Origin of the sequence: Frigoribacterium sp. VKM Ac-2836, from assembly GCF_013248995.1 — a bacterium.
In the GTDB taxonomy this organism is placed as follows: Bacteria; Actinomycetota; Actinomycetes; order Actinomycetales; family Microbacteriaceae; genus Frigoribacterium.
In genome coordinates, this window is sequence record NZ_JABRPK010000006.1 from 1 (window position 1) to 13,395 (window position 13,395).

The window sequence follows — 13,395 nt, forward strand, 5'->3', positions numbered from 1 at the left end:
GTGTCGACACCGTTGCTGAGGTCGGCGATCGACGCGGCGGGCGTCGAGGCGGCGCTGGGCTCGGCGGACGACGAGGACGACGTCGAGGAGGTGTCGGTCGCGGTGCCCGAGTTGGACGAGCACGCGGCGAGGGAGAAGATCAGGGCGCCGGAGGCGGCGATGCCGAAGGCGGCTTTCGTGATGCGCTTGCGAGTGAAGGCGTTCATGGTAAAGCTCCTTGTCTGTTGGTCCCGGTGGGGATGTACAGGGTTCGCCACCGGGCCCGGAATCGATTGGGCCCGATCCACTTCGTTACCCGCCCGTGACCTTCACCCCCGAACGGGGGGCGAGGGTGCGCGATGGGCCCAGCAGGACGCGCAGGAGGCGCGGTGCCGGTCTCGAGGACCGGCACCGCGCCTCCTGCGGTCGCGTCGGGTGCTGCCCTACTTCTTCAGGAACTCGAGCACGACGCGGTTGAACTCCTCGGGGTCGCTGACGTTGGCGCCGTGCGGGGCGCCCGCGATCACGTGCAACTCGGAACCGGCGATCGCCGCGTGCGTCCGTGCACCCGAGCCCTCGTACGGCACCGTCTCGTCGCCGTCGCCGTGGATGACCAGCGTCGGCACGGTGACCTTCGTCAGGTCGTCGCGGAAGTCGGTGGTGGCGAACGAGGTCATGGCCTCGAGCGCGGCGGCCTTGTTCGCCTGCTTGGCGAGCCGGAGGGCGTCCTGACGGTCCGCCTCGGACACCTTGAGCACGCCGCCGACCGAGAAGAATCCGGTCGTGAAGTCCTCGTAGAACGAGTCCTCGTCCTTGGTCAGCCCGGCCGTCATCTCGGCGGCGGCCTCCTTGGTGAGAGGGCCGTCGGGGTTGTCGTCGGTCTTCAGCAGGTACGGCGGCACGGCCGAGGCGAAGACGATGCTGTGCAGGCGCTCGGTGCCGTACTTCGCGACGTAGCGGGCGACCTCGCCACCACCCATCGAGAAGCCGACGAGCGTGACGTCGTCCAGGTCGAGTTCGGTGAGGACGGTGTGCAGGTCCTCGGTCAGGTGGTCGTAGTCGTAGCCCGTCTTGGGCTTGTCGCTGCGTCCGAAGCCGCGGCGGTCGTAGGTGACGACCCGGTAGCCGGCCTCGACGAAAGCCGGGACCTGCTTGCTCCAGGACTCGCCCGACAGGGGCCAGCCGTGGATCAGGACGACGGTGCGGCCCGAGCCGCCGGTGTCGTCGACGTGGAGGTTCGTGTCCTTGAAGAGGCCGTGATGTGCGGTGATCTCGGTCATGGTCGGGTGCCTTCTCTCTCCCGCCGTCCCGGCGGGGTCCCTTCCGTTCGTAGTCCGCCGCCGGGCGCCCCGTCTCGACGCGGAGGCATCTCGGAGGTTGGGGGACAGCCGGTCGGGCGCCCTGGCATTCATACCCCTAGGGGGTATAACCTGGGCGTCGATCGAGAGGACCGCGCATGACCGACACCACCATCACCACCCTGCAGGTCGACGGCATGACCTGCGAGCACTGCGTCGCGAGCGTCACCGAAGAGCTCTCCGAGGTCGAAGGCGTCGACTCGGTCGAGGTCGACCTCAACCCGGGAGGCGCGTCCACCGTCTCGGTCCAGGCCGACGCCACCGTCGAGCACGACCGGCTGCGGGCCGCTGTCGAAGAGGCCGGCTACCAGCTCTCCGCACGATGACGCGAGACGTGCAGCCCGGCGCCGTGCAGCTCGACATCTCGGGCATGACCTGCGCCTCCTGCGCGAACCGCATCGAGCGCAAGCTCAACAAGCTCCCCGGCGTCGAGGCGTCGGTCAACTACGCGACCGAGAAGGCGCACGTGCGGGTCGTGGCCGGCGAGGCACGCGACGGCGACCCCGGGGCACCCGACGTCGACGCCCTCATCGCTACGGTGGCCGCGGCGGGGTACGGGGCCACCCTGCCCGCGCCTCCTGCGCCTTTGGCCGGTTCGGCCGACGCCGCGGGCGTCGACACCCCGGACGCCCGGACCACCGAGGTCGTCGCCCTGCGTCACCGCACCCTGGTCAGCGCCGCCCTGGCCCTGCCGGTCGTCGTGCTGTCGATGGTGCCGGCCCTGCAGTTCACGAACTGGCAGTGGCTCGCGCTGACCCTCGCCGCTCCGGTCGCCGTCTGGGGTGCCTGGCCGTTCCACCGCGCCGCCGCCGTGAACGCGCGGCACGGCGCCGCGACCATGGACACCCTGGTCAGCGTCGGCGTCGTCGCCGCGTTCGCGTGGTCCCTCTGGGCCCTGTTCTTCGGCGACGCCGGCCGACCGGGCATGCACATGTCGTTCAGCCTGGTCGCGACCCACGGCGGTCCGACCGAGATCTACCTCGAGGTCGCGGCTGCCGTCACGGTCTTCATCCTGCTGGGGCGCTGGCTCGAGGCCCGAGCCAAGCGTCGCTCGGGTGAGGCCCTGCGCGCCCTGCTCGAGCTCGGCGCGAAAGAGGCCACCGTGCTGCGCGACGGTCAGGAGGCGCGGGTCGCCACCTCGAGTCTGGTGCCCGGCGATCTCGTGGTCGTCCGCCCGGGCGAGGCGATCGCCAGCGACGCCCTCGTGCGCGAGGGCACCTCGGCGGTCGACCTGAGCATGCTGACCGGTGAATCGGTGCCGGTCGAGGTGGGCCCGGGCGACCGGGTGGTCGGCGCGACGATCAACGTCGGCGGGCGTCTGCTCGTCGAGATCACCCGGGTCGGGGCCGACACCGAGCTCGCTCGTCTCGGCCGCCTCGTCGAAGAGGCACAGAGCGGCAAGGCCGAGGTGCAGCGCCTGGCCGACCGGGTGTCGGCCGTGTTCGTGCCCGTCGTCATCGGGCTGGCGGTGCTGACCTTCGTCGGCTGGCTGGCGTTCGGCGGCCTGGTGGACGGCACCGGAGGGTTCTTCGCCGGGCCGCTCCAGACCGCGTTCACGGCTGCGGTGGCCACCCTGATCATCGCCTGCCCGTGCGCGCTGGGACTCGCGACGCCGACCGCGCTGCTGGTCGGCACGGGCCGCGGCTCCCAGCTCGGCATCGTGATCCGCGGGCCCCAGGTGCTCGAGCGCACCCGCACGGTCGACACGATCGTGCTCGACAAGACCGGGACGGTCACCACCGGACGCATGGGCGTGCGCGAGGTCGTCGTGGGCGAGGCCGAGACGGCCGACGAGGTCCTGGCCCGGGCCGCCGCCGTCGAGTCCGGCTCGGAGCACCCGGTGGCCCGTGCCGTCGAGGCCGAGGCCACCCGTCGCGGGGTCGTCGTCCCCGGCGCCGAGGCGTTCGCCGCTCACGCCGGGGCCGGCGTGCAGGCCCTCGTCGGCGGCACGCTCGTGCTGGTCGGCCGCCCCGGGTGGCTGGCCGACGAGTGGTCGGTCACCGCGCCTCCTGAACTCGACAGGGCGTTCGCCGCGGCCGAGGCGACCGGGGCGACGCCCGTCGCGGTCGCCTGGGACGGCCGGGTGCGCGGTGTCGTCACCGTGGCCGACACCGTGAAGCCCGGCGCCCGTGAGGTGGTCGAGCGGTTCCGTGGGCTCGGCCTGAGGCCCGTGCTGCTGACCGGCGACAACGCGGGCGCGGCCCGACACGTCGCGACGCAGGTCGGCATCGCGGCGGCGGACGTCGTCGCGCAGGCGACCCCGCAACAGAAGGTGGAGGCGGTGGCCCGGTTGCAGGCGGACGCTCACGTCGTCGCCATGGTGGGCGACGGTGTCAACGACGCGGCGGCCCTCGCCACGGCCGACCTCGGCATCGCCCTGGGCACCGGCACGGACGCGGCGATCGCGGCGGGCGACCTGACCGTCGTCGGCGGTGAGCTCGCCGGGGTGGCCGACGCCATCCGGTTGTCGCGGGCGACGCTCGGCACGATCAAGGGCAACCTGTTCTGGGCCTTCGCCTACAACGTGGCGGCGATCCCGATCGCGATGCTCGGGCTGCTCAACCCGGTGCTGGCCGGTGCGGCGATGGCGGCCTCGTCGGTCTTCGTCGTGACGAACAGTCTGCGCCTGCGGCGGTTCCGCGCCGGCTGAGGTGCGGGCCCGCGTCGCACCGCCCTCTGAACGTCGCACCGCCTGTTTCGGCGGTGCGACGTACAGTTCGTGGTGCGACGCGGCTCGGCACCGGGTCGGGGGCGCCGCCTAGGGTGAGCGCATGATCATCTTCGGCACCAAGGGCACGAGCGCCCTGCTGGGCGTCCTCTTCTTCGTCTGCCGGGTCTGCGGCAACGAGGCCGCGCAGCGCCTGGTGAAGCACCGTCGGTGGTTCACGCTGTTCTTCATCCCGGTGATCCCGTACTCGACGAAGCACGTCTACACCTGCGCCTACTGCGGCGCGGGCACCGAGCTCGACGCCGAGGCGGCCGGGCGCTTCCAGGCCGACGCCGAGCACGCGGCGGCGACCCACGGCGGGCGACCGCAGGGCTGACCGGCCGCTCGGCAGCACACAGCCGAACACCACCGACGGGACAGAAAACCGCGCTGTTCCTGGGTGTTCTGTCCCGTCGATGGTGTTCCGGCACGGGAGGCGCGGGGCGGCGTCAGGGCAGCGCGCGGTACCAGCCGGCCATGCGGGCTCGGAGGCCGGCGCGGCGGGGCCGACACCGCGCCTCCTCGGGGGTGTCGTCGACGACCGGGGCGAAGCCGACGGTCGCGCACGAGGTGCAGACGAGCACGTGGCGATGCACCGAGAGGGCCGTGCCGTAGAACGGGTTGGGCTCCCGGCGGGTCGGTGCCGCGCAGAGGGCGCACGGGGGCAGCGCCTCGTCGTCGGTCTCTGTCGCCACACTCGATGTTCCGTCATCGGGCCGCCTTCGGTTGTCCCCCACTTCGGGTGCCGGGGTACGAACGAGCAGGACGGAGACCCCCAGGTCGATCCGATGACCCGACCGAGGAGGCGCGGGTCGGCTGCGTAGGATCGTCGCGTGACGGACTCCCACGACCCCGGGCACGGCGCCGGCGGGCACGGCGGCTGGTCACCGCTGGCCGGGAGTGCGCAGGCCGTGGTGCTCGACATCCTCGTGCACGGCGCCCGGCCCAGGACCGAGCTCGCGGCCCGGCTCGGCCTCTCGGGCCCGAGCCTCACGCGCATCACCCGGCCCCTGCTCGAGAGCGGGCTGCTGGTCGAACGCCCCGCCCTGGCGTCGCCGTCCGGTTCGGGTCGGCCCTCGATCCCACTCGACCTCGACCCGGACGCGCACCACTTCGTCGGCCTCAAGCTGACCCGAGACCGTCTCTTCGTCGTCGTGACCGACCAGCGCGGTGAGGTGCTGAGCGAGCACGACGAGCCCTTGCCCGACCTCGCGCCGGGGGCGGTCGTGGCGCAGCTGGCCGTGGTCGTGGCCGCCGCCCGTGCCCGGGACGACCGGGTCAGGGCGGTCGGCGTCACCGTCGGAGGGCAGGTCGTCGACCGGGCCCACGTGCGCCACGCGCCCTTCCTGGGCTGGGACGACGTGCCTCTGGCCGATCTGGTGGGCACCGCGACGGGCTTGCCCGTCTGGGTCGAGAACGACGTACGCGCGCTCACCCAGGCCGAGCACTGGTTCGGCGAGGGGCGCGGGCTGCGGTCGTTCGCCCTCGTCACGATCGGGGCGGGCGTCGGGCTCGGCCTCGTCGCCGCGGGCGAGGTGATCGGCGGGGCGCACTCGTCGGCGGGCAGCGTCGGGCATCAGCGGATCGTGGCGCCGGCTCCGATGCCGGTTCACACCCCCGCCGCACCCCCTCCCGCCGCCCCGGCCCCGACCTGCGACCTCGGCCACCGCGACTGCGCCGGGGCGTTCCTCACGGTCGCCGCGGTCGAGAGCGCCGCCGCCCGGGTCCTCGGCCGCCCGGTCGCCTACGACGACCTGCTCGCCCTCGCCGTCGACGGACACGAGGAGGCGCGGGTCGTCGTCGACACCGCCGCCGACGTCCTCGGGCAGCTGATCGCGGGCGTGCTGAACCTGCTCGACCCCGAGGTGGTCCTGCTGTCGGGAGAGGGCGTGCGGCTCGCGGTCGTCGGCGGCGCCGCGGTCGCCGCCGCGATCGAGCGCGGCACCCACGGGGCGGTTCCCCCGCCGCGACTGATCGTCCAGGAGTTCCGGTTCGACGAGTGGGCCCGCGGCGCCGCAGCCGTCGCGATCCAGATGCACGCGCTCGGCCGCTGACGCCGTGTGCGCTCGCTGACACCGCGCGCGCTCCTCGGGACGCGACCCGCGCCTCCTCAGCCCTCGGCGGTGACCCGCAGCAGCACGACGCGTTCGGGGAACGACACGGGCGCCTGTACCCCGGCGACCGCCAGGGTGCGCCCGTCGAGCACGATCCCGGGGTAGGCGCCGCCCTCGTCCGGCGTGCCCCACCACGGCGGAGGCGTCAGGCCGTGGTCCGGCGATCCCACGGTCACGGGGGCCACCCGGTACCTCCGCTCGGGGGCGAGTCCGGGCAGCAGCACGCGGCCGGCCGGCGCGACGTCCGAGCGTCCGACGGTGGCGAGGAAGAACAGGGCCTCGCTCGCGTCGGCGGCGACCGATCCGTAGACGAGCAGCGACGGGTCGGCCTCGTCGACCCGTACGACGTCGCCGGTGTGCAGCAGATGGCGGTGCCGCTTGTAGAGCGCGATCCACTCGGCGAGATCGCGGTTCTCGGCGTCGGTGGCACGGGCGAGATCCCACTCGATGCCGAGGTGGCCGAACAGGGCGGTGCCGGCCCGGAACGACAGCTCGTGCCAGCGGCCGGTCATGTGGCTGACGCCCGAGGCGATGTGCGAGCCGAGCAGCTCGGGCGGCAGCAGCTGCATCGTCCAGCGGTTCATCTGCTGCCGGTCGAGCGGGTCGATGCAGTCGCTCACCCAGACGCGGTCGGTGCGCTCGAGCACGCCGAGGTCGACCCGGGCGCCGCCGGACGAGCACGACTCGATCTCGAGACCGGGGAACCGCGCCTTGAGCTCGTCCATCAGCCGGTACGCCGCGAGGGTCTGTTCGTGGACGCCCGCGGCACCCGTCGGCCACGTGCCCGCGTCGACGAGGTCGCGGTTGTGGTCCCATTTCAGGTAGGCGATGTCGTACTCGGTCAACATCGCCGTCATCTGGCCGAGCACGTGCTCGAACGCCCCGGGGATGCCGAGGTTCAGCACCTGCTGGTCACGCGACCGTGGGGGCAGACGGTCACCGGTCTGCAGGATCCATTCGGGGTGGGCCCGGGCGAGGTCGCTGTCCTCGTTGACCATCTCGGGCTCGAACCAGAGGCCGAACTCCATGCCGAGGCCCGTGACGTGGTCGATCAGCGGCGACAGGCCGTCGGGCCAGACGTCGGTGTCGACCACCCAGTCGCCGAGGCCCGCGTGGTCGTCGCGCCGCCCCTGGAACCAGCCGTCGTCGAGCACGTACCGTTCGACACCGAGGGCGGCGGCGCGGTCGGCCAGGTCGCGCAGGCGGGCGAGGTCGTGGTCGAAGTAGACGGCCTCCCAGACGTTGATCGTCATCGGGCGCGGACGGGTCGGGTGCTGCTCGCGCGCCCTCAACCACCGGTGGAACCGTCGGGCCTGGTCGTCGAGGCCGTCGCCGTACGAGCCGTACACCCAGGGGCTGCGGTACGACTCGCCGACCTCGAGCCGCAGTTCGCCGGGCAGCAGCAGCTCCCCGCCGCCCAGCACCTGCACGCCCGTCGACAGGCGCTCGGCGTAGTGCCGGTGGTTGCCGCTGAACCCGACGTGCAGGCCCCAGACCTCGCCGGCGGCGAAGCCGAAGCCCGGCACGCCGACGCTCAGCACCGTCGCGGCGTCGGGTCCGGTGCGGCCCTTTCGTCCCTCGCGTTCGTGCACGCCGACCACGAGATCGCGGCGCTGTGGCGTGCGCTCCTTGCCCCAGCGGCCGGCGAAGTCGAGGATCTCGCGGGCCCGCGGCGGCAGCGGCAGGGCCAGGTGCAGGTCGGTCAGCGTGTAGACGTCGGCGGCGACGCTGGCGGCGCCGGCTGCGGTGCTCGCCGAGCGGTCCTCGCCCGAGCCCGCGCGGCCGCCGTCGCGTCGTCCGGCGACGTTCGTCAGGGCGGCCCGGGTGCGGACGAGCCCGCTCGTCGTCAGCTCGACCTCGATCGCGACCGCGAGTCCGGCCACGTCGTCGTGCGCCTCGACCGTGACGACGGCGGCCCCGGCGTCGAGCAGCCCTGGCCCCGAGGAGGCGCGGGTCGCCCGGGCCTCGCCCGTCACGTCGAGCGTGTCGACCGCGAACCGCGGCGACCAGTCGGCACCGTCCGATCGGTGGCCGCCGACCCCGGGCTTGCCCGACCATCCCGCGTGGTGCTCGGGCAGGATGGCCAGCCGCACCGGCTCGTCCATCAGGTTGTTGACGGAGGGTGGCACCGCCGCGGCGGCGAGCGCGCGCACGTCGTCGAGGCCGGGTCGGCCGAGTGCGGCTCCCCAGTGCACGATCGCCGGCAGGCGCCCCCCGGTCACGTCGAGCAGCAGGCTGACGCCGGCGCTGCTCAGGTGGACGAAGGCGTCGGGTGCCTCGGGCGGCGAGACGACGGTGGGCGACGGGGTGGGGTGCGACACGGGACTCCAGACGGCGGAAGATACTTTTGTCCAAAAAGTATCTCTGAGGTCACGCCGGCGTCACAACCCCTTCGTATCGGTCGCGGGGTCCGAGCGCCGGGGTCGGGATCAGGAGGCGCGGGGCGAGAAGAGCTCGTCGGTCACCTCGGTGGGCTGGTCGCGGAACCAGCGCAGCAGGGTGCGGACCTTGTGCGACGACGACGGGGACAGGTTGCCCAGCCCGTCGCGGTCGCGGTTCCCGGCCTCGGTCTCGGTGCCGAAGACGTCGGCGTAGCCCGGGATCACCGTGGCGAGGTCGTCCGTGACGGCGCGGTAGCCCATGGTCCAGCCGGGGAACAGCCGGTCCTCGACGCGTTCGTCGACGATGGTGTGCACGGCCGTGTGTCGCGGGTCGCGGGCGATGACCGCGAGGCGCGCGCGGACCGCCTCCTCGGGCCCCTCGAGCACCTGGATGAATCGCCCCTCGCGGTGCAGCAGCATGCCGGTGATGCCCAGTCGGGCGTTGTTCGAGCGACTGGTCATCAGCAGATTGGCCAGGTCGTCGTCGGTGAAGGGGTACGACGATCGGCTGACGTACACGGTGGACAGCACGGGCGGGCCTCCTCGGGATCAGCGTCCGAGTCTGCCGGTCCGGTCGCGCCGCCGCCCTCCCCAGTTCTGGGCGCTGACAGCTCCCGCACGTCCATGCCACGCCCTGCCCGCCTGCCTGCCTGCGGAGTGGGTGTCACACCACGTTCTGAACGTCGCACCGCGCAATTCGGCGGTGCGACGTTCAGAACGTGGTGCGACCCCCTGATCCGGTTCGTACCGGATCAGCTGCCACGAGGCGCCGACCCTCGTTCCCGTCGTCCCTCGAGCACCCCGGCGAGCAGCACCACGGCCACGCCCACCACGGGCACGATCAGCAGTCCGAAGCGCAGGCCGGCCGAGTCCGCGACGAACCCGACGATCGGAGGCGACGCCAGGAACCCCAGTCGCAGCAGCCAACTGACCAGCGTCAGGCCCGTGCCGGCGCGGAACCCCGGCAGGTTGTCCGCCGCATGCATCGCGGCCGGGATCAGGGTCGCGACGCCGAACCCCGCCGCCGCGAAGCCCACGATCGTCCCGACCACCGAGGGGAACGCCAGCGCGACGCCCATGCCGACGGCGACGAACACGCCTCCGGCCCGGGCGACGGCCTTCTGCCCGAAGCGGTCGACCATGCCGTCGCCGAGCAGCCGTCCGACGAACTGTGCCCCCTGCAGCGACACGAACCCGAGTGCGGCGACCGTCACGCCGGCCCCGAGCGACCCGAGGTAGAGCGCCGCCCAGGTGCTGCCGGAGTCCTCGACCACGGCGCCCGACGACGCGATGACCACGAGGGCCAGCAGTACGCCCCACTTCGCCAGGAACCCGGGCGAGACCCGGCGGCCGTCACGAGCCGAGGAGGCGCGGGTCGAGTCGACGGGACCGCCCCCCGCGGGCGCGACCCCCGGCTCCGCGCCCGCGGCACCCGTCACGACCACCGCGTCCACGGCCTCGGGGAGGCCCTCGGCCGGTTCGCGCCCGGCGAGCAGCAGCGGGTAGGCGACGAGCGCCACGACGGCGAAGATCAGCGCCGAGGCCCCGAGGTGCCAGGCGATCGGGATGCCGAGACCTGCCGCCGCGCCGCCCATCAGGCCGCCGAGGACGGCTCCGATGCTCCACACGGCATGGAACGAGTTGAGGATCGACCGGCGGTAGCGGTACTGCACGCGCAGTCCGTGGGAGTTCTGCGAGACGTCGACGATGGCGTCGAGGGCGCCTGCGAGCAGGAAGCCCGCGGCGAGCAGTCCACCGACGGGGGCGATGCCGGTCAGCAGGACGGCGATGCCGGTGATCACGGTGCCGACCACGGCCACGCGCGACGACCGGAACCTGCGGATCAGCCATCCGGCCCCGAGCCCGGCGACGAGCGCGCCGACGGGCATCGCCGCGACCGCCAGGCCGAAGTCGGCGTTCGACAGTTCGAGGCCGGCCTTGATCGCGGGGTATCGCGGCAGGAGGTTCGCGATCAGGGCGCCGTTGGTGAAGAAGAGCAGGGCGACGCCGAGTCGGGCGCGGCGGTCCTCACGCGTCGGCACGGTGCGGGCCGGTGCGGCAGGAGAGGTCGTCGGTGACGTCATGGTGTACGAACGTACACTAAGGCCGGACGGCCGTTGACCGCTCACGGGGACGTGCCGCCGAGGTGACCAGCGACGCACCCGCGACCACCGCCAGCACGACCACCATCGCGCTGCGCAGGCCCACGTGCTCGCCGACGAAGCCGAGCAGGGGCGGCCCGACCAAGAACGCCACGTAGGCCATCGTCGCGACGGCTCCGACCGCCGTCGTCGGGTCGTCGCTGTCGGCCGCGGCCGAGACGGTCACCGGGAACCCCAGGGCGGCGCCCAGTCCCCAGAGCAGGACGGCGACGCCTGCGACGACGACCGAGTCCGAGAAGACGACGAGGGCGATGCCGGCCGCCGAGACGAGGGCGCTGGCGCGCAGCACGGTGGCGTGGCCGAAACGCGCGAGCAGGGGTTCGCCGAGGAACCGGCCGACCGTCATCGCCGCCGCGAACGCGGTGAAGACGACCGTGCCGGCGGTCGCCGAGACGCCGTGGCCGTCGACGAACAGCAGGGGCAGCCAGTCGTTGGCCGACCCCTCGGCGAGGGCGAGTGCGAGCACGATCAGCCCGAGCAGCACGAGCCGGCGGTCGCGCCAGACCGCGAGCGAGCCGGCGAGTCGAGCCCTCGCCCCGGAGGCGCGCTCGGCCGCCGCGTCGGACCGTCCGGTCGCCCGCGGCACGATCGGCACCGCCCAGAGCAGTGCGGCACCGCCCGCGAGCGCGACGCCGAGCAGGTGCCACTGGACGGGCACGTGGGTCGCGGTGAGCAGGATGCCCAGGCCGGCCCCGGCGACCGTGCCGAGGCTGAAGCAACCGTGCAGGACGGGCAGCACCGACCGGCCCGACGCGGTCTCGATGGCCGCGCCCTCGATGTTGACGGCGATCTCGGCGAGGCCGACGCCGGCGCCGACCAGAGCGAGGCCGCAGAAGACGCCCGGCATCACCGAGAGCGAAGCGGCCAGGCCGACCAGGGCGACCCCGAGCACCAGCGAGGTGCCCCCGATCGCCACGGCGCGGTGCGCCCCGTGCCGCCGCACGATCGGGGCGGAGGACAGGATGCCGCCCATCGATCCGACGGACAGGCCGAAGATGACGAGGCCCATCTCGCCCGTGCTCGCCTGGAGCAGGTCGCGGATGGCGGGGGTGCGAACCACCCACGAGGCGAGCGAGACGCCGACGACGGCCATGAACACGAAGACCGCCGCTCGACGTCTGGCGAGTTCGGGGGTGAACGGCGGTCGGTTGGTCATGCGTCCAGTGTGTACGTTCGTACGCTCGTCGTCTAGGGTGTCGGGCATGACGACCACCGACCACTTCGCCGGCGACGCGCGCACGAACCACGAACGCATGCTGGCGGGCGACCTCTACATCTCGGACGACCCCGACATCGCCGCGCAGCAGCAACGGGCGATCACGCTCCAGGCGCGTTTCGCCGGCGACAACGTCTGGCTCGGTGGTGGCGTGATCGTGCTGCCCGGGGTGACGATCGGCGACAACAGCGTGATCGGTGCCGGGGCGGTGGTCACGAAGGACGTCCCCGCGAACGTCGTCGCGGTCGGCAACCCGGCCCGCGTGGTGCGGAGCCTCTGAGCATGGGGGGCACGCGGCGCACCGAGCCCGACCGTCGCGACCGGCTGATCGACGTGACCCTCGACGTCGTGGCCGAGGTCGGCGTCGCCGGCGCGTCGCACCGCAGGATCGCGGCGCGCGCGGACGTGCCGCTCGGCTCGATGACCTACCACTTCGACGGCATGGACGAGCTGCTGCACGAGGCGTTCTCCCGTTTCGCCGAGACGATCATCGTGCGGTTCGAGGGACGACTCGGTGCCGCGACCACCCGGGACGAGGCCAAGGAGGCGGTGGTCGCGTTGATCCACGACGACCTGACCGGCCCGGCCGCGGTCCGCGACCAGGTGATCAGCTACGAGCTCTACGCCCTCGCCGCCCGCGAGCCACGGTTCCGCGAGATCACGCGGGAGTGGATGCGTCGCAGCCGGGTCGAGCTCGAGCGCCACTTCGACCCGGACACCGCCCGCCAGCTCGACGCCTTCGTCGAGGGGGCGTCGATCCATCTCGCGCTCGACCCGTCGCCGCCGAGTCGTGCCCTGACCCGAGAGGCCGTGGAGCGCATCACGCGGCCCTCGTGACCGGCTCCACCCGCGCCTCCTGCGGTCGGCCGGAATGGCCGCAAACCGAACTGTGCCCACCGCGGCACGCGGTCCGAGGTCGCTAGGCGATCTAATGGAACAGGTGCAGAAGGTGCACGCCGGTGAGAACGTCGGCACCTGATCAGGACGAGAGTCGAGAAACCAGTGGACGCAGAGGGCGACGAGTCGCGCCGCGCTCCCACGGTCGACAGCCCGGGCGGCTCCACCTCGGGTGCACCCGACACCGGGTTCGGCGACTTCAACGTCGCCAGTGACTTCGGCGAGATCGGTGACGCGGCCCGGACCCCGGCGGCCGACCTGTTCTTCGGCGACTTCGCGCCCCCGCTCGACCCCGACCTGATCTTCGAGTGCTCGGCGTCCATGAACGGCGAGCACGGGGCTGTGACCCTCTACGAGGACCGCATCATCGTCGAGAGCCCGGACGAGCCCGACGGTGAGGCCGTGTTCGCCGCCGATACGGTGCGGGCCTGGTGGCTGGTCGATGGTGACTCCTTCTTCGCGCTCGTCGTCGAGGCCGACGTGCTCCACCGCACCCGTCTGCCGACGGGCTTCAAGGCCGTTCTCAAGGCGGCGTTCTCGAAGGCCTTCGGGCCCGCGTCGCCCCCGACCGGGGCCTGAGC

13 protein-coding genes and 1 pseudogene are annotated in these 13,395 nt (G+C 73.0%); 7 read left to right on the forward strand and 7 right to left on the reverse strand.

All coding sequences use genetic code 11. The features are described from left to right. Together HRF36_RS14325 and HRF36_RS14330 are read right to left on the reverse strand one after the other, a co-directional pair. A pseudogene (locus tag HRF36_RS14325) lies at positions 1 to 206 on the reverse strand (hypothetical protein); the annotation flags it as partial. 216 nt (positions 207 to 422) lie between these two features. Further along, positions 423 to 1,259, reverse strand: a complete 837-nt coding sequence (locus tag HRF36_RS14330; protein WP_173211042.1) for an alpha/beta fold hydrolase — start codon at positions 1,257 to 1,259, stop codon at positions 423 to 425. Positions 1,260 to 1,435: 176 nt separating this feature from the next. Between HRF36_RS14330 and HRF36_RS14335 the strand changes: the two genes are divergently transcribed. The 3 genes from HRF36_RS14335 (at position 1,436) to HRF36_RS14345 (ending at position 4,381) form a co-directional block, all read left to right on the forward strand. Continuing rightward, positions 1,436 to 1,663, forward strand: coding sequence for a heavy-metal-associated domain-containing protein (locus tag HRF36_RS14335; RefSeq protein ID WP_173211044.1), 228 nt, complete (start codon positions 1,436 to 1,438; stop codon positions 1,661 to 1,663). Further along, positions 1,660 to 3,987 carry a cation-translocating P-type ATPase gene (locus HRF36_RS14340; protein ID WP_173211046.1) on the forward strand — a complete coding sequence of 776 codons (2,328 nt, stop codon included), beginning with the start codon at positions 1,660 to 1,662 and terminating at the stop codon, positions 3,985 to 3,987. The genes HRF36_RS14335 and HRF36_RS14340 overlap by 4 nt, the downstream gene beginning before the upstream one ends. Before the next feature lie 121 nt (positions 3,988 to 4,108). Continuing rightward, positions 4,109 to 4,381, forward strand: a complete 273-nt coding sequence (locus HRF36_RS14345) for a zinc-ribbon domain-containing protein (RefSeq protein WP_173211048.1) — start codon at positions 4,109 to 4,111, stop codon at positions 4,379 to 4,381. Between the two features lie 112 nt (positions 4,382 to 4,493). On the opposite strand, the gene HRF36_RS14350 is transcribed toward HRF36_RS14345, so the two are convergent. Beyond that, entirely contained in the window at positions 4,494 to 4,739 is a 246-nt protein-coding gene (locus HRF36_RS14350) for a hypothetical protein (RefSeq protein WP_173211050.1), read from the reverse strand. Between the two features lie 138 nt (positions 4,740 to 4,877). Here HRF36_RS14350 and HRF36_RS14355 point away from each other — a divergent pair, with 138 nt between their 5' ends. Beyond that, entirely contained in the window at positions 4,878 to 6,098 is a 1,221-nt protein-coding gene (locus HRF36_RS14355) for an ROK family transcriptional regulator (RefSeq protein ID WP_173211052.1), read from the forward strand. A gap of 56 nt (positions 6,099 to 6,154) precedes the next feature. Here HRF36_RS14355 and HRF36_RS14360 read toward each other — a convergent pair whose 3' ends face one another. From HRF36_RS14360 to HRF36_RS14375, 4 genes are all read right to left on the reverse strand, one after another. Then, positions 6,155 to 8,365 carry an alpha-galactosidase gene (locus tag HRF36_RS14360; protein WP_371740220.1) on the reverse strand — a complete coding sequence of 737 codons (2,211 nt, stop codon included), beginning with the start codon at positions 8,363 to 8,365 and terminating at the stop codon, positions 6,155 to 6,157. A 222-nt stretch (positions 8,366 to 8,587) separates the two neighbouring features. Then, positions 8,588 to 9,070 (reverse strand): BLUF domain-containing protein, encoded by a 483-nt coding sequence (locus tag HRF36_RS14365; protein WP_173211056.1) that lies wholly within the window; start codon positions 9,068 to 9,070, stop codon positions 8,588 to 8,590. A 221-nt stretch (positions 9,071 to 9,291) separates the two neighbouring features. Next, complete coding sequence (locus HRF36_RS14370) at positions 9,292 to 10,623, reverse strand: MFS transporter (RefSeq protein WP_173211058.1); 1,332 nt, start codon at positions 10,621 to 10,623, stop codon at positions 9,292 to 9,294. Between the two features lie 16 nt (positions 10,624 to 10,639). Continuing rightward, a complete protein-coding gene (locus tag HRF36_RS14375) occupies positions 10,640 to 11,857 on the reverse strand; it encodes an MFS transporter (protein ID WP_173211060.1) in 1,218 nt (405 codons plus the stop codon). Between the two features lie 46 nt (positions 11,858 to 11,903). Here HRF36_RS14375 and HRF36_RS14380 point away from each other — a divergent pair, with 46 nt between their 5' ends. From HRF36_RS14380 to HRF36_RS14390, 3 genes are all read left to right on the forward strand, one after another. Further along, positions 11,904 to 12,197, forward strand: a complete 294-nt coding sequence (locus tag HRF36_RS14380) for a DapH/DapD/GlmU-related protein (protein ID WP_173211062.1) — start codon at positions 11,904 to 11,906, stop codon at positions 12,195 to 12,197. Between the two features lie 2 nt (positions 12,198 to 12,199). Then, a complete protein-coding gene (locus HRF36_RS14385; RefSeq protein ID WP_173211064.1) occupies positions 12,200 to 12,754 on the forward strand; it encodes a TetR/AcrR family transcriptional regulator in 555 nt (184 codons plus the stop codon). A 165-nt stretch (positions 12,755 to 12,919) separates the two neighbouring features. Next, complete coding sequence (locus tag HRF36_RS14390) at positions 12,920 to 13,393, forward strand: hypothetical protein (protein ID WP_173211066.1); 474 nt, start codon at positions 12,920 to 12,922, stop codon at positions 13,391 to 13,393. Positions 13,394 to 13,395: the final 2 nt, after the last annotated feature.

What these genes read in the sequence shown, in the direction of transcription:
- HRF36_RS14330 (WP_173211042.1), bottom strand. Translation starts at nt 1,259, where the DNA reads ATGACCGAGATCACCGCACATCACGGCCTCTTCAAGGACACGAACCTC.
- HRF36_RS14335 (WP_173211044.1), top strand. Translation starts at nt 1,436, where the DNA reads ATGACCGACACCACCATCACCACCCTGCAGGTCGACGGCATGACCTGC.
- HRF36_RS14340 (WP_173211046.1), top strand. Translation starts at nt 1,660, where the DNA reads ATGACGCGAGACGTGCAGCCCGGCGCCGTGCAGCTCGACATCTCGGGC.
- HRF36_RS14345 (WP_173211048.1), top strand. Translation starts at nt 4,109, where the DNA reads ATGATCATCTTCGGCACCAAGGGCACGAGCGCCCTGCTGGGCGTCCTC.
- HRF36_RS14370 (WP_173211058.1), bottom strand. Translation starts at nt 10,623, where the DNA reads ATGACGTCACCGACGACCTCTCCTGCCGCACCGGCCCGCACCGTGCCG.
- HRF36_RS14375 (WP_173211060.1), bottom strand. Translation starts at nt 11,857, where the DNA reads ATGACCAACCGACCGCCGTTCACCCCCGAACTCGCCAGACGTCGAGCG.
- HRF36_RS14380 (WP_173211062.1), top strand. Translation starts at nt 11,904, where the DNA reads ATGACGACCACCGACCACTTCGCCGGCGACGCGCGCACGAACCACGAA.
- HRF36_RS14385 (WP_173211064.1), top strand. Translation starts at nt 12,200, where the DNA reads ATGGGGGGCACGCGGCGCACCGAGCCCGACCGTCGCGACCGGCTGATC.